Annotated in this window: 14 protein-coding genes; 3 read left to right on the top strand and 11 right to left on the bottom strand. The window is 74.8% G+C overall.

Translation table 11 applies throughout. From position 1 onward, the window contains the following. Positions 1-145: 145 nt before the first annotated feature. The gene (locus tag V6V16_RS20225) at positions 146-577 is read right to left on the bottom strand and encodes a hypothetical protein (RefSeq protein WP_334564277.1); all 432 of its coding nucleotides are present in this window, start codon (positions 575-577) and stop codon (positions 146-148) included. Continuing rightward, a complete protein-coding gene (locus tag V6V16_RS20220) occupies positions 574-771 on the bottom strand; it encodes a hypothetical protein (RefSeq protein WP_334564276.1) in 198 nt (65 codons plus the stop codon). Before V6V16_RS20220 ends, V6V16_RS20225 begins: the two co-directional genes overlap by 4 nt. A gap of 35 nt (positions 772-806) precedes the next feature. On the opposite strand from V6V16_RS20220, the gene V6V16_RS20215 reads away from it, so the two are divergent. Further along, on the top strand, positions 807-2,300 hold the full coding sequence (locus tag V6V16_RS20215) for an SDR family oxidoreductase (protein WP_334564274.1): 1,494 nt from the start codon (positions 807-809) through the stop codon (positions 2,298-2,300). A gap of 13 nt (positions 2,301-2,313) precedes the next feature. On the opposite strand, the gene V6V16_RS20210 is transcribed toward V6V16_RS20215, so the two are convergent. The 4 genes from V6V16_RS20210 to prmC all read right to left on the bottom strand — a co-directional run bounded on the left by V6V16_RS20210 (position 2,314) and on the right by prmC (position 6,736). Continuing rightward, positions 2,314-4,425, bottom strand: coding sequence for a transglycosylase domain-containing protein (locus V6V16_RS20210; RefSeq protein WP_334564272.1), 2,112 nt, complete (start codon positions 4,423-4,425; stop codon positions 2,314-2,316). Between the two features lie 116 nt (positions 4,426-4,541). Continuing rightward, positions 4,542-5,153: an arsenate reductase/protein-tyrosine-phosphatase family protein gene (locus tag V6V16_RS20205; RefSeq protein WP_334564270.1), complete on the bottom strand. Its 612-nt coding sequence runs from the start codon at positions 5,151-5,153 to the stop codon at positions 4,542-4,544. After that, entirely contained in the window at positions 5,154-5,798 is a 645-nt protein-coding gene (locus tag V6V16_RS20200) for an L-threonylcarbamoyladenylate synthase (RefSeq protein ID WP_334564328.1), read from the bottom strand. Then, a complete protein-coding gene (prmC, locus tag V6V16_RS20195; RefSeq protein ID WP_442934116.1) occupies positions 5,798-6,736 on the bottom strand; it encodes a peptide chain release factor N(5)-glutamine methyltransferase in 939 nt (312 codons plus the stop codon). Before prmC ends, V6V16_RS20200 begins: the two co-directional genes overlap by 1 nt. A gap of 81 nt (positions 6,737-6,817) precedes the next feature. Here prmC and V6V16_RS20190 point away from each other — a divergent pair, with 81 nt between their 5' ends. Continuing rightward, on the top strand, positions 6,818-8,368 hold the full coding sequence (locus V6V16_RS20190; protein WP_334564266.1) for a GGDEF domain-containing protein: 1,551 nt from the start codon (positions 6,818-6,820) through the stop codon (positions 8,366-8,368). Between the two features lie 75 nt (positions 8,369-8,443). Here V6V16_RS20190 and prfA read toward each other — a convergent pair whose 3' ends face one another. After that, positions 8,444-9,532, bottom strand: coding sequence for a peptide chain release factor 1 (prfA, locus tag V6V16_RS20185; protein ID WP_334564264.1), 1,089 nt, complete (start codon positions 9,530-9,532; stop codon positions 8,444-8,446). 97 nt (positions 9,533-9,629) lie between these two features. Next, complete coding sequence (rpmE, locus tag V6V16_RS20180; protein ID WP_088998650.1) at positions 9,630-9,854, bottom strand: 50S ribosomal protein L31; 225 nt, start codon at positions 9,852-9,854, stop codon at positions 9,630-9,632. A 296-nt stretch (positions 9,855-10,150) separates the two neighbouring features. Here rpmE and V6V16_RS20175 point away from each other — a divergent pair, with 296 nt between their 5' ends. After that, positions 10,151-11,047, top strand: a complete 897-nt coding sequence (locus tag V6V16_RS20175; RefSeq protein ID WP_334564259.1) for a phosphatase domain-containing protein — start codon at positions 10,151-10,153, stop codon at positions 11,045-11,047. Between the two features lie 42 nt (positions 11,048-11,089). Here the strand turns inward: V6V16_RS20175 and V6V16_RS20170 are convergent, their stop codons facing one another. From V6V16_RS20170 to thrB, 3 genes are all read right to left on the bottom strand, one after another. After that, positions 11,090-14,587: a phosphodiester glycosidase family protein gene (locus V6V16_RS20170; RefSeq protein ID WP_334564257.1), complete on the bottom strand. Its 3,498-nt coding sequence runs from the start codon at positions 14,585-14,587 to the stop codon at positions 11,090-11,092. Positions 14,588-15,275: 688 nt separating this feature from the next. After that, positions 15,276-17,450 carry a transcription termination factor Rho gene (gene rho / locus V6V16_RS20165; protein ID WP_334564256.1) on the bottom strand — a complete coding sequence of 725 codons (2,175 nt, stop codon included), beginning with the start codon at positions 17,448-17,450 and terminating at the stop codon, positions 15,276-15,278. 296 nt (positions 17,451-17,746) lie between these two features. Beyond that, on the bottom strand, positions 17,747-18,691 hold the full coding sequence (gene thrB, locus V6V16_RS20160; RefSeq protein WP_334564255.1) for a homoserine kinase: 945 nt from the start codon (positions 18,689-18,691) through the stop codon (positions 17,747-17,749). Positions 18,692-18,790: the final 99 nt, after the last annotated feature.

Raw genomic sequence — 18,790 nt, 5'->3', positions numbered from 1 at the left:
GCAGGGACGCGCGGGAGTGTGCGGCACCCCCCACACTGCGGACAGCGTGCGGGCCGTGGTGCGGGCGCGTGATTCGTTGGTCAGGTTACTCCGGTGGGGCCCGCCGTGGCAGCCCGAAATGCCGGACGCGGATCCGACAGCGCGCTCACTCACCGCCTCGCCCGAAGGTGGGCAGCGGCGAGCGCAGGGCCCACGTCAGGTGGGCGCCCGTCCAGACCACCACGGCCGCGATGATCGCGACCCCCATGTCCGGCAGGCCGGGCCAGCCGGTGGCCGCGACGGCGGCCATCGTCACCCCGAGCACCACGATCTTCGTGGCGTAGGTGACCAGCCCCACCGACATGATCAACCGAGGATTGACCGCGTCGGCCCAGGCCACCGAGACACCCGAGACCAGGTAGCTGGCGACGACCAGCGCGATGCCGGCGGCCACGCCGGCCGCGCCGGTGGCACCCCGCAGCGCCGCCGCGGCCGGGACCGCCACCAGCGCGAGCAGCGCGCAGGCCAGCAGCGGCAGGCGCAGGTGCGGCAGCCGGGCCCGGATGGCGCCCGGCTCGCCCGCGCGTGGCGCGCTCATCGGGGGTACTTGTCGGTCAGGGTCGAGCCGGACGCGGCCAGGACCGCCGACGAGGTGAGGTGCCCGCCGGCGAACGGGTGCCGGCCGCCCCGGCACCGGTCCGGCTCGCCGAGCACCGCCCCGGCGAGCTCCGGGTCGGTCGCGCGGAGCTGGTCGGAGTCCGCCCCCCAGAAGGTGCTCGTCTCAGTAGCCACAGCGCCAGAGTCTATTGGGCCGCACACTGGAGACCGTGAGATGCCTGGTCACCGGAGCGACGGGTTACATCGGCGGTCGGCTGGCGCCCCGGCTGCTGGCCGAGGGGCACACGGTGCGCTGCCTGGCCCGCAAGGCGGGCCGGCTGCGGGACGTGCCCTGGGCGGCGCGGACCGAGATAGCCGAGGGCGACCTGCGCAAGCCGGACACGCTGCCGGCCGCGTTCGAGGGCGTGGAGGTGGCCTACTACCTGGTGCACTCGCTCGGGCAGGCCGGCTTCGAGGCCGCCGACCGGGAGGCCGCCACCCGGTTCGCCGAGGCCGCGCGCGCCGCGGGCGTACGCCGGATCGTCTACCTGGGTGGTCCCGAGCCCGCGGCGGGCGGGGAGGTCCCGTCGGCGCACCTGCGCTCCCGGGCCGAGGTGGGGCGGATCCTGCTCGGCAGCGGGGTGCCGACGGCGGTGCTGCGGGCGGCCGTGATCATCGGTTCGGGCTCGGCCTCGTTCGAGATGCTGCGCTACCTGACCGAGCGGCTGCCGGCCATGGTCACCCCGCGCTGGGTACGCAACCGGATCCAGCCGATCGCCGTCCGCGACGTGCTGCGCTACCTGGCCGGCTGCGCGAGCCTGCCGCCGGAGGTGAACCGGGCCTTCGACATCGGCGGCCCGGACGTGCTCACCTTCGAGGAGATGATGCGGCGGTACGCCCGGGTGGCCGGGCTACGCCGGCGGATCATCGTGCCGGTGCGCGCGCTGACGCCGTCGCTCTCCTCGCACTGGGTCGGGGTGGTCACCCCCGTGCCGAGCGCGATCGCCCGGCCGCTGGTGGAGAGCCTGGTCCACGAGGCCGTCGCCCACGAGCACGACATCGCGGCGTACGTCCCGGACCCGCCCGACGGGTTGGCCAGCTTCGAGCAGGCGGTCGCGCTGGCGCTGGCGAAGGTCCGCGACGGCGAGGTGGAGACCCGCTGGTCGACCGCGAGCGGCCCCGACGCGCCCGCCGAACCCCTGCCCAGCGACCCGGGGTGGTCCGGCGGGACCGCCTACACCGACGTCCGGGAGCGGACGGTCCACGCGCCGCCGGAGGACCTGTGGCGGGTCGTCGAGGGCGTCGGCGGTGAGCACGGCTGGTACTCGTTCCCGCTGGCCTGGTCCGTACGGGGCTGGCTGGACCGGCTGGTCGGCGGCGTGGGGCTGCGGCGCGGCCGGCGCGATCCGCACCGCCTCCAGGTCGGCGAGGCGCTTGACTTCTGGCGGGTGGAGGAGATCGTGCCCGGCGAGCTGCTGCGGCTGCGCGCCGAGATGCGACTGCCCGGCCGGGCCTGGCTGGAGATGCGGGTGGCCCCGCTGGACGGCGGCCACAGCCGCTACCAGCAGCGGGCGGTGTTCCTGCCGCGCGGGCTGCCGGGACACGTCTACTGGGGCGGGGTGGCGCCCTTCCACGCGGTGGTCTTCGGCGGGATGGCCCGCAACATCGCCCGCCGCGCCGAGCAGGCGGCCCGCCGCCCCGCCGTGCCGGACGTGCGCAGCTGAGCCCTCGCGGCTCTCAGTTGCCGGCGCGGGCGCCGGTGAGCCGGTAGGCGGTCGTCTCGCCGGGCGGCACGAAGTCACGGACCGGCTCGTCGCGCAGCGCGAAGGCGAGCACCTCGCCGACCAGCTCGACCAGTCGCCCCTGCACCCGCTGGCCGACCGCGTCGCCCGGTTCGTCGGGGTTCGCGGCGATCGTGGCGACCGCGAGCTGCGGGGTGAAGGCGACCACGGTCTCCGTCGCGTACCCGTCCGAGCTGCCGGTCTTGCCCGCAACCGGGCGGCCGAGCTGCCGGTGCAGCCCCTCGGCGGTGCTGCGGGCGCACTCCCGGTACATCGACTGGTCGCCGACGGGGCAGCGGGCCGCGTCGGCGGCCGCCCGGGCCACCTCCGCGTCGACCGCCTGCCGGCAGCTCGGCTGGGCGGCGGCGACCGGCCGGCCCGCCGCGTCGGTCACGGACACCACCGGCAGCGGCGCGCACCACGTTCCCTCCGCCGCCACCGCCGCATACGCGCCGGCCAGGTCGAGCGGGGTGGTGGCGGAGACGCCGAGGGTGAACGGTCCCCACTCGCGGGCGCCGTGGCGGGCCAGCCGGGCGTCCTCCTCGGCCCGGAAGACGATCCCGAGCCGCTCGGCCATCTCCACCACCCGGTCCGCCCCGATCCGCTCGGTCAGCCAGGCGAAGTACGTGTTGACCGACTCGCCGAACGCGGACCACATGGTGTGCCGGCCGTCCATGGCGGCGCTGGCGTTCGCCGGGCACCAGTACCCGTCGCAGCTCGCACTGCCGGTCACCGGGAAGTCGGTCAGGATCCGCCCCGGCGCGTCGAACTCCGTGTCCAGCGGCAGTCCGGCCTCCAGCGCGGCCAGCAGCGTGAAGAGCTTGAAGGTGGAGCCGGCCTGGTAGCCCTCGATGGCCCCGCCGCCCGCGACCAGCTGGTTGACCGTGTTCGGGTGGTTCTTCTGCCCGGCCGGGTTGGCGCCCACCCCGTAGTTCCGGTTCACCGCCATGGCGAGCACCCGCCCCGTGCCGGGCTGGACCACCGCCGTCGGCGCCGCCCGGCGGTCGTCCACCGAGTAGATCCGGTGGACCTGCTCGGTGGTGGTGCGCTGCACCGCGGGGTCGAGCGAGGAGATGATGGAGAAGCCGCCCCGGCGCAGCGTGAGCTGCCGCTCGTCGACCGTGGCGCCGAACGCGGGCTGGGCGTTCCACCAGCGGGTGAACCAGTCGCAGAAGAAGCCCCAGTCGTTCTGCGCCGCCGGGACCGCCGTGCAGTCGTTCGGCGTCTGGCTCGGGCGCAGCCGCAACTGCTCGGCCCGGGCCCGCTCCGCCGCCTCGGCCGGGACCTGCCCGGACTCCACCAGCCGGTCCAGCACGTACGCCCGGCGGGCGAGCGCCGCGTCCGCGTCGCCGTCGATCGGGTCGTCGGTGTGCGGGGAGCGGACCAGACCGGCCAGCAGTGCCGCCTCGGCCAGGCTGAGCTGCGCCGGCGGCTTGGAGAAGTAGCGCCTGCTCGCGGCGGCCACCCCGTACGCGCCCGCGCCGAAGTAGGCGATGTTGAGGTAGCGGGCGAGGATCTCGTCCTTGGACAGCTCCCGCTCCAGGGCCAGCGCGTACCGCATCTCCTGGAGCTTGCGGGCGGTGGTCAGCTCGGTGGCGGCGGCCCGCTGCCGCTCGCTGAGCCGGGGATCGCTGCTGAGCACGTTGCGGACGTACTGCATGGTCAGCGTGGACGCGCCCTGCCGGGTCGTCCCGTCGCGCTGGTTGACCGTGAAGGCCCGCACCACGCCGCGCAGGTCCACCCCGCTGTGCTCGTGGAACCGGGCGTCCTCGGCGGCGATGATCGCCTGCCGCATCACCGGCGCCACCCCCGCCAGCGGCACGTCGACCCGGTCCTCCTGGTAGAAGGAGGTGATCAGGGTGGTGCCGTCGTTGGCGTAGAGGTTCGAGCGCTGGGCCGTGGGCGGCGTACGCAGCGAGTTCGGCAGCTCCGCGTACGGCGCGGCGAACGCCGAGAACCCCAGCCCGAAGACCAGCGCGGCCGGCAGGGCCGCCACCGCGAGCACCAGCCCGGCCAGTACGCCGGCGATCAGCACCGTGAACAGTTTGTCGAGGCGTGCCCGGGTCATCAGCTCTCCCCGCAGGAGCCGGTCAGGACCCACCCAGAATGACCCGGAAGCCCCTCTTCACCGCCCCTTTCCCCCAAACCCGCAGAAAACTCACGCGCGGGGGTACCTCGGGCGGGTTACGGCAGCAGCGCCTGGGCGAGGGGGTGGACGGTCTCCTCGATCTCGTCGGCGACCCGGCTGAAGCACTGGTCGCCGCGCCCCCACGGGTCGTCGAGATCGTCGGTGGGCAGTGCGGTGGTGCCCTGCCGGGCGGCGTGCGCGGCCGCCACCAGGGCCACGCCGCGGGCGTACACCGCGTCGGGGGTGGCCCCGGCCGGCGGTAGCCCGGCGGCGTCCACCCCGGCGAGCAGCCGGCCGAACTCGCCCAGCACGAACGTGCGGGAAGCGGCGTCGGGCCGCAGCGCCACCACGTACTCCTGCTGGTCGGCGGTCGCGGTGAGGACGAGGTCGGCGGCGTCGATGTGGTCCGAGCGGAGCTTGCGCGCGGCGAAGCCGTCGACGCCGCCGCCGCGGGTGGTCACCTGGCGGGCCGCGGGCGGGTTCATCCCCTCCCCCGCGTGCCAGCCGCCGGTGCCGGCGCTGTGGCTGTGCAGCAGCTCGTCGGCGCGCGCCGGGTCCACCTCCCGGCGGGCCAACCGCTCCCGCAGCGCGACGGCCAGCAGCCGCTCGGCCATCGGGGAGCGGCAGATGTTGCCCATGCAGACGTGCAGCACCGTGAACGGAGGCACTCAGAACTCCTGGCCGGTGAGGATGTCGGGCACCACGTCGCGCAGCTTCTCCAGCCCGACGGCGCCCTGGCGGAGGACCCGCGGCCGGTCGCCGGTGAGGTCCACGATCGTGCTCGGCACCGGGTCAGGGCAGGGACCGGCCTCCAGGTAGGCCCGCACCGAGTAGGCGAGCTGGTCGCGGGCCTCCTCGGCGGTGAGGGCGGCCGGCTGGCCGGTCTTGTTCGCCGAGGCGACCGCCATCGGGCCGGTCTCGCGCAGCACCTCCAGCGCCACCGGGTGCAGGGGCATCCGCACCGCCACCGTCCCCGAGGAGTCGCCGAGGTCCCAGCGCAGGCTCGGCGAGTGCGTCACGATGATCGTCAACGCCCCGGGCCAGAACGCCTCCACGAGGTCGCGGGCCGCCTGCGGCAGCGAGTAGACCAGGCCGTCGAGGGTGTGCCGGGAGCCGATCAGCACCGGCGGCGGCACCTGGTGGCCGCCCTTGGCGTCCAGCAGGGCCTTGACGGCGTACGGCGTGAACGCGTCGGCGCCGACCCCGTAGACGGTGTCGGTCGGCAGGACGACCAGCTCGCCGTTCTTGACCGCCTCGATGGCAGCGGCGATGCCGCGGTCCCGGTCGGCGGGCGACCGGCAGTCGTAGAGCATCACGAGGAGTCAGTCTGCCACGTCGCGTCGGACCCGGCCTGCTGGCCGTCCGTCCGCCGGGACGCGGTGGCGAAGCGGGGCCGCCCGGCCAGGTCCGGGTGGTCGGCGACCGCCTCGAAGCGGCCGTCCGCGGCGAGCAGGTCGGGCACCGCCGTGCCGTGCGTGTCGTCGTGCTCGACGCCGAGCACCCCGCCCGGGCGCAGCAGCGCCGCCGCCCGCGCCACCACCGGGCGGATCACCGCCAGGCCGTCCGCGCCGCCGAAGACCGCGTTCGCCGGGTCGTGCCGGTCCACCTCCGGGGGCACGGAGACGTCCGACGGCACGTACGGCGGGTTGCAGAGCAGCACGTCGACCCGGCCCACGAAGTCGGCGAGCAGATCGGGGGCGGTGACGTCCGCCGCCACCACCTCGATCGGCCGGTCCCCCGCGGCGGCGCGGGCCGCCGCGTTGCGCCGCAGCCAGGACAGCGCCGCCGCCGAGCGTTCCACCGCCACCACCCGGGCCGCGGGCAACTCCTGGGCGACCGAGAGGGCGATCGCGCCGGAGCCGCTGCACAGGTCCACCACCAGCCCGGCGCCCAGGCGCCGGCCCTGCGCGATCCCCCAGCCGGCGAGCAGCTCGGTCTCCGGCCGGGGCACGAACACGCCCGGCCCGACGGCCAACTCCAGGAGCCGGAAGCCGGCGTGCCCGGTGAGGTGCTGCAACGGCTCCCGCCGGGCCCGCCGGGCGACCAGCTCGTCGAGCCGGTCTAGCTGGTCGACGGTGAAGCCGTCGGCCAGGGCCAGCCGCCCCCGGGGCACCGCCAGCACGTACGCGGCCAGCTGCTCCGCCTCGGCGCGGGCGGAGGCGATCCCCGCGTCGGCGAGGGCCCGGGACGCCCGGGACACCGCCACGGAAGGGCGCTGCCGTCTCGTCCCTTCGGACGGGTGTTGCGGCACGGTGGTCACGAGATAATCATGGGGCGTCGCGCTGGACATCACGAGCGGATGCGTCCGGACGCACACCGACAGGGAGGTCGCGTGGGTTGGCTCGACCGGGTCACCGACCAGGTTGCCGCCCTGACGCGGGCGCGCGCCCTGCAGGAGTCCAGCCGCTCCGCCGAGGCGTACGCGATCCTCGACCGGATCATCGCCACCACCACCGACCCGTACGCGCGGGCCGACGCCCTGGTGCAGCGCCTCTCCGCGGTGATCAACCTCGGCCGGACGGCGGAGTACACCCGGGCTGTCGAGGAGGCCTCCACCGCCGTCCGCGATCTCGCCGAGCCCTACCTGCTCGGCCACCTCAACGCGCTGGCCGCGCTCGCCGCGCACCACCAGGGCGCGCCGGACCGCTGCGTCACCCACCTGGTGAAGGCCGCCCGCGCGCTGGGCGCGGTGGCGGACCCGGACCGGGACACCGCCTGGGGCTGGCACGACCTGGCGATGGCCTACTCCTACCTCAGCTTCCACGGCTACGCCCTCGGCGCGATCGAGCGGGCCCGGCAGCTCGGCACGGCCTCCGGCATCCCCGAGGAGACCTTCGCCGCCCCCGGCATCCGGCTGCGCAACGCCGTCGCGCTGGACCACAACGGCGACGGTGACGGCTGCCTGCGGGTGCTGCGTGACGTCGCCGCCGACCTGGACCGGTTCCTGCGCGCCGGGCGCGGCGGCAGGCTGCGCCCGAGCAGCCTGGCCGCGTACGGCTACGCCGCCGCCCGCCGCGCGGCCCTGGGCGACCGGCTGGACGTCGACACCGACGCCGCCCCGGCCCGGCTGCTCGGCCACGGCGGGGACAGCGCCCGGGCCCGGGACATGCGCCAGCTCGGTCAGGTCTGCCTCGCCGTCGCCGAGGGGCGGCCGATCGAGGCGGTCACCCGGCTGGAGACCGTCCAGGTCTCCACCGAGACGCTCGGCGCGGCGGAACCGGCCCGGCTGCGCAGCATCGCCCTGGCCCGCTCCGGCGACCACGCGGGGGCGCACCGGGCCGACCGGCTCGCGTTCCGGCTGGCCGCCCAGCGCAACGACCGGCTCCGGGACGTCTACATCGACGGCATCGCCGCCCGCATCGACCACGAGGAGATGCGCCGGGAGGCGGCCCGCTTCGAGGGCGAGGCGTTGACCGACCCGCTGACCGGGCTGCCCAACCGGCGCCGGCTGGAGCGCTACATCGCCACCGTGGTCGCCCGGGGCGACCGGGTGGTGATCGGCGTCTGCGACCTCGACGGCTTCAAGGCGGTCAACACCCGGCACGGGCACCACTCCGGCGACCTGGTGCTCCAGCGCGTCGCCGGGGTCATCAACCGGGTCATGCGCCGGGGCGACTTCGTGGCCCGCTACGGCGGGGACGAGTTCGTGGTGGTGCTCCCCAACGCCGGGATGACCGAGGCGGGCGAGGTGGGCCGCCGCATCGACGCGGCGGTGCGCACGGAGGACTGGGAGTCGCTGGTGCCGGGCACCCCGGTCGGGGTCAGCGTCGGCTTCGCCGAGGTGAGCGCCACCGGGCCGGGCCTGCGCGACGCCCTCAGCACCGCCTTCGAGGCCGCCGACCGCGAGATGCTCCGCGCGAAGAGCCGCCCCCGCGGCTGCTGATCCCGGCGTTCGGCCCGCGCCCGTTGCCGGCGGGAGTTCCGCCGGGACCGGCGGGTCGCGGCGGTGTCGGGTGGGTCAGCGCCGGGTCAGCTCGGTGTCGCCGGCGAGGCGGGCGCCACGGTCGGCCTCGACGAGGGCGTCGAGGACGCCGTCCAGGTCACCGGCGAGCGCCAGGTCCAGGTTGTAGGCGGTGTAGCCGATCCGGTGGTCGGTGATCCGGTTCTGCGGGAAGTTGTAGGTGCGGATCCGCTCCGAGCGGTCCACCGTACGCACCTGCGCCTTGCGGGCGTCCGAGGCGGCCGCGTCGGCCTGCTCCTGGGCCGCCGCCAGCAGCCGGGCGCGCAGGATCCGCATCGCCTGCTCCCGGTTCTGCAACTGGGACTTCTCGTTCTGGCAGGAGACCACGATGCCGGTCGGTACGTGCGTGATCCGGACCGCCGAGTCGGTGGTGTTCACCGACTGCCCGCCCGGCCCCGACGAGCGGAACACGTCGATGCGCAGCTCGTTCGGGTCGATGGTGACGTCGACGTCCTCGGCCTCCGGCAGCACCAGGACGCCGGCGGCGCTGGTGTGGATGCGCCCCTGCGACTCGGTGACCGGTACGCGCTGCACGCGGTGCACGCCGCCCTCCCACTTGAGCCGCGACCAGACGCCGTTGCCGCCCTCGGGCACGCCCTTGGTCTTGATCGCCAGCGAGACGTCCTTCACCCCGCCGAGGTCCGAGTCCTGGGCGTCGAGCACCTCGGTGAGCCAGCCGCGCCGCTCGGCGTACCGGGTGTACATCCGCAGCAGGTCGCCGGCGAAGAGCGCCGACTCCTCGCCGCCCTCGCCGGCCTTGATCTCGACGATCACGTCCTTGGCGTCGTGCGGGTCGCGCGGGATCAGCAGCTCCGACAGCCGCTGCTCCAGCGCCGGCAGGGCCGCCGCGATCGACTCCGCCTCGGCGGCGAAGGACGGGTCCTCGGCGGCCAACTCCCGGGCCGCGGTGAGGTCGGCGCGGGCCTGTTCGAGCTCCCCGGCGGCCTTGTGCAGCGGCACCAGCTCGGCGTACCGGCGACCGATCCGGCGGGCGGTGCCCTGGTCGGCGTGGATCGCCGGGTCCGCCAGCCGCTTCTCCAGCTCGGCGTACTCGTCGAGGAGGGCGGCCAGACGCTCGCTGCTCATGCGGGGAGGGCTCCTTCGACGGCGGGACGGGCAACCGGGGCGATACGGACGACGCCCGCGCCCGGTACGAAACCGGGAGCGGGCGCCGAACGAGGAGCTACTTGGCCTTCTTGGCCTGAACCTTGGCGTACTTCTGCTGGAACTTCGCCACCCGGCCCGCGGTGTCCAGGACGCGCTGCTTGCCGGTGTAGAACGGGTGGCAGGCGCTGCAGGTCTCGACGTGGATCGAGCCGCCCTTGGCGGTGCTGCGGGTGGTGAACGTGTTGCCGCAGGAGCAGCTGACCTCGGTGGTCACGTACTCCGGGTGGATGTTGGACTTCATCTCGCCTCGGTCCTCTCGTGGGTGGTCGCCGGGTCGCCGTCGGTGTCCGTCGCGCGCGCGACGGGCTCGGGCGTGAACCGGAACCGGTGGCCGACTGACCAGTCTGCCATGGGCGTACGCCGACCCGGCATTCGGGCCGCACGGCTGGTCCGGCATCGACAACGCCCGCCGCACCTGCCGCATTCCCGCCGACCCGCCGGGCATTCACCCGGCACGGCCGCCGCCCGGGTGCCCCGCCCGGGGCACGGCGACGGCGGCCGTACCGGCCCGCCGAGACGTACGACACGGAGGACCTGATGGCCCGACTGATCGCCACCCGGGGGCTGCCCGCCTCGGGCAAGACGACGTTCGCCCGGACCCTCCAGCCCTCCGTGGTCCGGGTCAACCGGGACGATCTGCGCCGGATGCTGCACGGCGAGCGGCTCTTCACCCAGCGGGCGGAGTGGCAGGTCACCGTCGCCCAGCGGGCCCAGGTCGAGGCGCTGCTCCGGACCGCGGCCGACGTCTGCGTCGACGACACCAACCTGCGCTCGCGCACGCTGCGGGACTGGGCCGAGCTGGCCGCACGGCACGGCGCCGGATTCGAGGTGCACGACTTCACCGACGTCCCGCTGGCGGAGTGCCTGCGCCGCGACGCCGCCCGCCCCGAGGCCGACCGGGTCGGCGAGGCGTGGATCCGCCGGCTGCACGATCGCTACCTGGAGGGTCGTACGCTGCCACTGCCCGTGCCGCGGGCGCGGACGGGGCGGCCCGCCACCGTGCACGCCCCGTCGAGCGAGCCGCCGGAGATCGTCCTGGTCGACATCGACGGCACGGTGGCGCTGAACGTCTCGCGCAGCCCGTACGACATGACCCGGGTCGGCGAGGACGAGCCGAACCCGGCGGTGATCGCGGCGGTGCGGGCGATGCACGCGGCCGGGTACGGGGTGGTGTTCTGCTCGGGCCGGGACGGTACCGCCCGCGCCGCCACCGAGGCGTGGCTGGCCCGGCACGTAACCGTCCCCCACCTCGGGCTGCACCTGCGTGCCGTCGGGGACAACCGGAAGGACTCCGTGGTCAAGCGGGAGATCTACGAGCGCGAGATCGCCGGCCGCTACCGGGTGGCCGGCGTCTTCGACGACCGGCAGCAGGTGGTGCGGATGTGGCGCGCCCTCGGTCTCACCGTCTTCCAGGTGGCCGAGGGCGACTTCTGAGGCCCGCACCGGGATCCGGTGCGGGCCTCAGCAGGGTGTCGGCTAGGCGGCCGGGGCCTGGGCGGCGGCCGTCAGGGTGACGGTGGCCTCGGCCCGCGCCCCGTTCACCGCGACGGCGAGCTTGACCTGCGCGCCGGGGCGCAGGGCGGTGAGCTTGCCGGTGGCCGGGTCGAAGCGGGCCACGTGCCAGGGCCGCAGCCCGAGGACCGAGCCGACGTGCACGTTCGGCGAGGCGGACCAGTCCGCGCTCACCGGCGCCGCCACCGGCACCGTACGGCCGCCGGGCTGGGTCACCGCGGCGGTGACCGTGGCCGGGGCGCCGACCGCGACGCTGGCCGGGGCGGTCAACGCGAGACTGTCGACGTGCGCGTGGAACTCGGCGGCGACCCAGCGCGGGCCCTCGACGAGGGGGTTGCGCCGGGCCCGGTCGGCCTCGGCCGGGCTCACCGGATCCACCCCGAACTCCGTCCACCCGGTGAAGCCGCCCTGGTCGGCCGGGGTGGAGGGGTTCTTGCCCGAGTTGCCGTTGATCAGGTACGGCACCCCGTCGACGCGGTCGGCGTGGAAGGTGCCGACGTGCCCGCCGACGAACGCCGCGCCCTTGCCGGTGCGGTGCTGGAAGTCGGCCAGCCACTGCTCCAGCAGCGCCGCCTCCTTCCGGTCGTTGAGCTGGCTGGCCTTGGCCGGGCTGGGGTCGCGCGGCGGGTGGTGGTGCAGCACGACGACCGAGTTGACCGCCGGGTCGCCGGCCGCCGAGTCGAGCGCCTCGCGCAGCATCCGCACCTGGTCGAAGCCGCCGCCGCGCAGCGAGCCGGTCGACGAGTTCAGCGTGACGAACCGGGTGCCCTTGTGGTCGAAGGTCCGCTCGGTGTCGCCGAAGGCGGCCTTGAAGTTGGCGATCGGGGCGCCCATGATCTCGTGGTTGCCGGGCACGTAGTAGTACGGCAGCTCCCCGCCGAGCTCCTCGTCCAGCAGCCGCCTGGCGAGCGCGAAGTCGGCCGGGTAGGCGGTGTCCACGAAGTCGCCGTTGATCACCAGGAAGTCCGGCTTCGCGGCCCTGACCTCGCGGAGCGTACGGCGGGCCTGGGCGACCAAATCGCTGTCCGGGTTGGCCGCGACGAACTGCGCGTCGGACATCACCGCGAAGCGCCAGGGCGCACCGTCCACCGTGCCGTCGCGCAGCACCACCCGGTCGGTGCGCGGCTTCTCGGCCGGCACGTCGACCGCCGGCGGCACCTTGGCCACCAGGTCGTCGATGACCACCTCGCTGCGGTACTGCGCGGCGGCGTTGGTCTCGGCCACGTAGAACCGGCGGATCCGCACCGGGTACTGCACCCCGGCGGGCACGGCGAACTCGACGTACTTCCAGCCCGTCCAGGTGACCAGGGGGCCGCGCAGCACGTGCTGGGTGTCCTGCGCGTCGTGCAGGTGCAGGCTGGGCCACTCCCCCGTGCCGTTGCCGTGGATCCACATGCCGAACGCCTGCGGCTGACCGGCCACCTCGATCCAGGCCGGCGGGTCCGCGTACGCGGCCCGGGTGCCGGTGGACTGGCTGAAGTCGTACGTCATCTTCAGGCCGGTGCCGGTGCGGCCCGGCGCCGGGGCGACGGCGCCGCTGGCCCGGGCCTGGCTGAACTTCCAGGCCGCCGCGTCGTCGAAGCCGGCCACCGGCACGTCGGCGAGGCCGACGGTGACCGGCAGGACGGTGCTGCTCCGGCCGACGTGGACCGTGACCAGTGCGGAGCCGACGTCCCGCAACGCGGTGACGGAGAGGTTGCCGTCGGCGGTCGGGGTGATCCTCAGCAGGTCCCTGTCGTAGTCGAGCTTCAGATCGGCGGGCTCGATCGGCGCGGTGTTGCCCTCGGCGTCGTAGCCGACCACGCCGAAGCGGGCGCTGCCCTGCGCGCCGGTCAGGCCGACCCGGTCCACGGTGGAGTCGACCCGGGCCAGCGGCCCGAGCACGGTCAGGTCGAGGGTGCCACGGGCCGCGCCCCGCGAGGCGGTGACCGTGGTGCTTCCGGGCAGGAGGGCCCGGAAGCGGCCCTTGCCGTCGACGACGCCGTGCACCGCCGGGTTGGCCCGCCACGTCGGCGCGCCGGCCGCCGGGCCGTACGTCTCATCATGGCCGGCGGCGGTGAGTTGCCGGGTCAGGCCGGGAAAGACGCGGTCGGGGCGGCCGCCGCGCACCGGCGCGACGCCGGGGGCGCTGGTCGGGTCGCTGGCGGTCTCCAGCCAGTACCCGGTGAGCCGGCCGCTGCCCTTGGGCGCGTAGATGGCCAGGCCGTTGGGGACCGCGCGCTCGCTGCCGTCGGACGGGCTGTTCTCCACCTGCACGGCCGCCGCGCCCGGCTCGCGGGCGAGCAGCGTCGAGGAGCCGCCGCCGTCGAGGTTGAGCGCGTGGTGCGCGCCGAGTTCGACCATCATGCGGCCCATCTCGGTCTGCGTGACGCCGCGGCTGTCGACCTGCCGGCCGTCGACCGTGAGCATGATCATGCGCCGGCCGTCGGCGGAGAAACCGACGGACGTACGCGGGGCCAGCGACGTGTCGGCGATGCTCTGCACCGCCCCGTCGCGGACCAGCACGTTTCCGCCGCCCACCGCCGCGTGCAGCTTGCTGCCGTCGGCCGGCTTGGGCTGCCAGGCGACCGTCACCGGGTCGCCGGGGCGCAGCCCGGCGAGGGCGTCCGCGCCGGCGTCGCGGCCGAGCAGCACGGTGGTGCCGGCCGGGATCGCCCCGCTTCCGGCAGTGCCGCCGACGGCGGCGACGCGGCCGTCCACCACCGTGACCTCCGTGACGCGGGCGGCGCCGGCGACCGCACGCTCCCGGGTGTACGACCCCCAGAGCGAGGTGAACACGCCGGTACCGTTCGCCTGGATCATGTTGTTGAACTGCGTCAACGTCACCGGGCCGGTGGGCAGCGTGGCGGTGCCGTCGAAGTTCACCTCGATCACCCGGCCGAGCCCCTCGGTGGTGATCGCGACGGCGTTGCGGTGCCCGCTGACCGCGGACTGGACCAGTTGGCCGTCGCGGATGCCGACGCCCTGGGCGGCACCGGAGTTGTTGATGTCGAAGAAGTCGCCGTTCACCGCCGCGACCGCGCGGGAGGCGTCGACCGCGCCGCGCAGCGGCTCGGCCCGGCTCACCGCGCCGGAGTTGACGTAGTCCACGGTGACGCCGCCGGTGAGGTCGGCGGTGAGCGCGTCGGCGCGCAGCCACCCGTCGGCGTCGTACCGGTCGAAGGAGGTCAGGACGAGGCCCGGGGCGACCGGGCGGGTGGCCTTGGCGGTCTCCAGGCCGCCGGACGGCTCCACGCCGGCCCGGGGCCCGGCGGCGGACGTGCTCGACGCCGGGTCACCGGCGAGCGTCACGGAGTCTGCGGCGTACGAGGAGGCGCGTGGCGCGTCCTCGGCCGCGGTGGCGGAGGGGTCGGTGGCCGGAGCCGGCGCACCGGCGGTCGCGGGCACGGTGCCGGCCAGGGCGAGCACTGGCGTCAGCAGCAGGACGCCTGCGAGCCGGGCGGATCGTCTGCGGGTACGCATGGACGACAGTCAACCGGACGGTGAATAGAAGTTTCAATACCCGTCGACCAAAGCGAAGGAAAACTCCACCCTTCGGGCCGCCGTCCTCCAGGCTGCGCCCGGCACCGCCCCGCACTGGCTGGCCTAATGGCGACCGGGCCCGACGCCGCGCCGCGCTTGCCGGCGGAGCCGGGGCCGCGGCAGGATCAGCATCCGATCACGCAGAGTGGCCGGGCCGGGCGGGCCGCGCCCCCTCGCTGCGCCCCCCTTTGCTCTGCAGCCAAATCCGCACCAGACACATTTGGTAACTGGTGCGTCGGCGGCTGCAGAGCAAAGGGGGGCGGAGGGGTCGCGGCACCCGAACGACCTCAGCGACGAAGTGGCTGGTCAGGCAGAAGCCAGAGGGCAGGCGGGCGATGGACTGCGCCGGGGCCGGCCGGCATCGTTCACACAGGGTCACCAAGCAGGGCCGATCGGGATCGGTAACGGACCGTCACTGCCAGGGCTGTAACGGTGCATCGCCGGCCGTTCGGGGCCAGAGCCGGGTCCGGGGCGGGTCCGGGGGCTGGGCCGGGACCGGGGCCGGTCCGGGTGCCGGGCGGGGGCTCGCCGCGAATCGGACGGCACCGGAGGCGGGAGCCCGGGCCCCGACGCGAGAGGGGCACAGCCTCGTGGCCGTGCCCCTCTCGCTCGTCTCACCCGGGGAGGGTCACTCCCCCGGCGTCGACTTGGCGATCTGCATCAGGAACTCGATGTTGGTGCGGGTCTGCTTGAGCTTGTCGAGCAGCAGGTCCAGCGCCGCCTGCGAGTCCAGCGAGTGCAGGACCTTGCGGAGCTTGTGGATGATGGCCAGCTCCTCCGGCGCGAGCAGGATCTCCTCCTTGCGCGTGCCGGACGGGTGGATGTCGATGGCCGGGAAGGTGCGCTTGTCGGCGATCTTCCGATCCAGCTTCAGCTCCGCGTTGCCGGTGCCCTTGAACTCCTCGAAGATGACCGTGTCCGCCATGGACCCGGTCTCCACCAGCGCGGTGGCGAGGATGGTCAGCGAGCCGCCGTTCTCGATGTTGCGGGCCGCACCCAGGAAGCGCTTCGGCGGGTAGAGCGCGGTGGAGTCAATACCACCCGACATGATCCGGCCGCTGGCCGGCGCCGCCAGGTTGTAGGACCGTCCGAGCCGGGTCACCGAGTCGAGCAGCACGACCACGTCGTGCCCCAGCTCGACCAGGCGCTTCGCCCGCTCGATCGCCAGCTCCGCCACCGTGGTGTGGTCCTGCGGCGGACGGTCGAACGTCGCCGCGATGACCTCGCCCTTCACCGACCGCTGCATGTCGGTGACCTCTTCGGGCCGCTCGTCCACCAGCACCACCATCAGGTGGCACTCCGGGTTGTTGTGCGTGATCGCGTTCGCGATGGCCTGCAGCACCATCGTCTTACCCGCCTTCGGCGGCGACACGATCAGCGCACGCTGGCCCTTGCCGAGCGGCATGACCAGGTCGATCACCCGGGTGGTGAGGATGTGCGGCTCCGTCTCCAGCCGCAGGCGCTCCTGCGGGTAGAGCGGCGTGAGCTTGTAGAACTCCGGCCGGCGCTTCGCCTCGTCCGGCTCCATCCCGTTGATGGTGTCCAGCCGCACCAGCGGGTTGTACTTGTCCCGCCGCTGCTCGCCGTCGCGCGAGGCGCGCACCGCACCGGTGATGGCGTCGCCGCGCCGCAGACCGTACTTCTTGATCTGCGACATCGAGACGTAGACGTCGTTCGCGCCGGCGAGGTAGCCGGTGGTGCGGACGAAGGCGTAGTTGTCCAGCACGTCGATGATGCCGGCCACCGGGACGAGCACGTCGTCCTCGCCGACCTGCGGCTCACGGCCACCCGTGTCGCGGCCGCCGCCTTCCTCGGCCCGCTCGCCGCGACCCCGGCGACGGTCCCGGAACCGGCTGCGCCGGCCGCGCCGGCCGCCGCTCTCGTCGTCGTCGTCGCTGTCACGCTCGACGCGCTGACCCCGCTCGTTACGGTCGCCGCGCTCGTTGCGGTCGCCCCGCTCGGCGCGCTCGTTGCGGTCGCCCCGCTCGGCACGATCGCCCCGCTCGTTACGGTCACCGCGCTCGGCACGGTCACCACGCTCGGCACGGTCACCGCGCTCGGCACGGTCACCGCGCTCGACACGGTCACCACGCTCGGCACGGTCACCGCGGTCGGCACGCTCACCGCGCTCCGCACGATCGCCCCGCTCGTTACGGTCACCACGGTCAGCGCCACGGTCACCGCGCTCGGCCCGGTCACCGCCGCGCTCGGCCCGGTCACCGCGCTCGGACCGCTCACCGCCACGCTCGGCACGATCGCCGCGCTCACGGCCACGGCCCTCGGCCCGGTCGGCACGCTCGCCGGCCTCAACCTCGTCCGTGCGCGTCTCGGCGGGACGGGCCTCGGCGGCGGGGGCCTCCGCGGGACGGGACTCGGTGGCCCGCGCCTCGGCGGTGGCGGCCCGGCTGCGCCGGGTCCGGCCGCGGCCCTCGGTCTCGCCGGCAGCCGCCGGCTCCGCCGAGGGCTGCTGCGCGGTCCGCCGCTCGGCCGCCGGCCGGTCGGTGGCCTCGCGAACCTCCGTCTGGACCTCCTCCCGGGCGGGAGCGGCAGCGGTCGCGACCTCGGCCCGCGGTCGAGGGGTCCCGGCGGCGCCGCCCTGCCGCTCGGAGATCGCGCTGATCAGCTCGCCCTTACGCATACGAGCCGTGCCCGAGATGCCGAGCGACGCGGCCAGGCTCTGCAGCTCCGGCAGCAGCATCGCCGACAGGCCGGTGCCGCTGCGCCGACGACGGGCAGGGGCGGCGGTGGTGGCATCGCCAGCGACGTTGGAAACATCCGACGTCACGTCGGTGGTGTCGCTCAATGGATTCCTTCCCTCGATAGGCCGGGACTGCCCGGAGTCGAAAAACAAGGTGGCCGGGCGGCCTCGGTGCACCCGCCTCGCAAGGACGCGTCGCGGGAGTCTGTGACACAGCAGCCGGTCGGTTTCCCGACTCACCAACGTCGGTGAGCAGGTCTCGCCGTCTGCGGCGACCTGTGGAGACTGCGGTGCGGCGTGGGCCTAGGCAGGGGTGACGGGCTGACCGCCGAGAGCTTCGGGGGTGCGCCGACCCGCAGGGAGATCGCATGCTTCGCGGCTGTGCTAAGTCTAGAGCGTAATCAACTCTTCCGACCTGCGGCAACAGGGTCCCGCTCTGCGTGTCCCAGTCTACCCCGACCAACCCGCGCACCGCGCCCGTCTGGGTCCAACCGCCAGACCTGCCAGCCTGTTCCCGGAACGAAGTCCTCCGGCGGGCCGGTCAGGGCCAGCACCGTCGGCCCCGCCCCACTGATCACAGCCGCCACACCGGCCGCACGCAGCGCCTTCACCAGTGCCGCACTGCCCGGCATGCCGTCGGCGCGGTAGTCCTGGTGCAGCCGGTCGACGGTGGCCGGCAGCAGCAGACCCGGCTCCGCGGTCAGGGCGTGCACCAGCAGCGCCGCCCGACCGGCGTTCAGCGCCGCGTCGCCGTGCGGCACGGCGGCGGGCAGCGCCGCCCGCGCGGTCGCCGTGAGGCCGCGCTCGGCCGGCACGAAGACCGTCGGCCGTACGCCGTCGGCGACCCGCAGCGACACCGCCCGGGCGCCGGAGGGCTCCGTCCAGGCCAGGGTGAAGCCGCCGAGCAGACACGGCGCGACGTTGTCCGGGTGGCCCTCGATGTCGGCGGCGAGGCGCAGCGCGGCGGCGTCGTCGAGCCGGGTCTCGCCGTCGGTCACCAACGCGCGGGCCAGCAGCACCCCCGCGACGATCGCGGCGGACGAGGAGCCCAGGCCACGGGCCTGCGGGATGCGGTTGACGCACTCCACGGCCAGCCCCGGCGGCTGCCCGCCGAGCACGTCGAAGGCGGCCCGCATCGCGCGGACGACCAGGTGCCGCTCGTCGGCCGGCAGCTCGCCGGCGCCCTGCCCCGCCACCGTCACGGTGACCCCGGCCGCCGTCACCTCGGCGGCCACGTCGTCGTGCAGCGCCAGGGCGAGCCCCAGTGCGTCGAAGCCCGGCCCCAGGTTGGCGCTGGTGGCGGGAACCCGAACCCGGACCGGGCCGGAGTTGAATGTCGTCGGCACGGGCTCATGCTAGGGCTCCCGACCGACGACGCGGGTCAGCGCCCGCCCGTTCGGCCGGACGGTGCGGCCCCACCCGTTCCGTTAGCCTGACCCGACCGA

It is taken from the genome of Micromonospora sp. CPCC 205561 (genome assembly GCF_036906775.1).
Taxonomy (GTDB): Bacteria; Actinomycetota; Actinomycetes; order Mycobacteriales; family Micromonosporaceae; genus Micromonospora.
Note: the sequence above shows the minus strand (reverse complement) of the source record. Positions and strands in the feature narration are given on the sequence as shown.

Bases quoted from the DNA above. Each gene is read 5' to 3' on its own strand.
- V6V16_RS20210 (WP_334564272.1), bottom strand. From the start codon at position 4,425: ATGACCCGGGCACGCCTCGACAAACTGTTCACGGTGCTGATCGCCGGC.
- prfA (WP_334564264.1), bottom strand. From the start codon at position 9,532: ATGAGCAGCGAGCGTCTGGCCGCCCTCCTCGACGAGTACGCCGAGCTG.
- V6V16_RS20170 (WP_334564257.1), bottom strand. From the start codon at position 14,587: ATGCGTACCCGCAGACGATCCGCCCGGCTCGCAGGCGTCCTGCTGCTG.
- V6V16_RS20175 (WP_334564259.1), top strand. From the start codon at position 10,151: ATGGCCCGACTGATCGCCACCCGGGGGCTGCCCGCCTCGGGCAAGACG.
- V6V16_RS20225 (WP_334564277.1), bottom strand. From the start codon at position 577: ATGAGCGCGCCACGCGCGGGCGAGCCGGGCGCCATCCGGGCCCGGCTG.
- rpmE (WP_088998650.1), bottom strand. From the start codon at position 9,854: ATGAAGTCCAACATCCACCCGGAGTACGTGACCACCGAGGTCAGCTGC.
- V6V16_RS20200 (WP_334564328.1), bottom strand. From the start codon at position 5,798: ATGCTCTACGACTGCCGGTCGCCCGCCGACCGGGACCGCGGCATCGCC.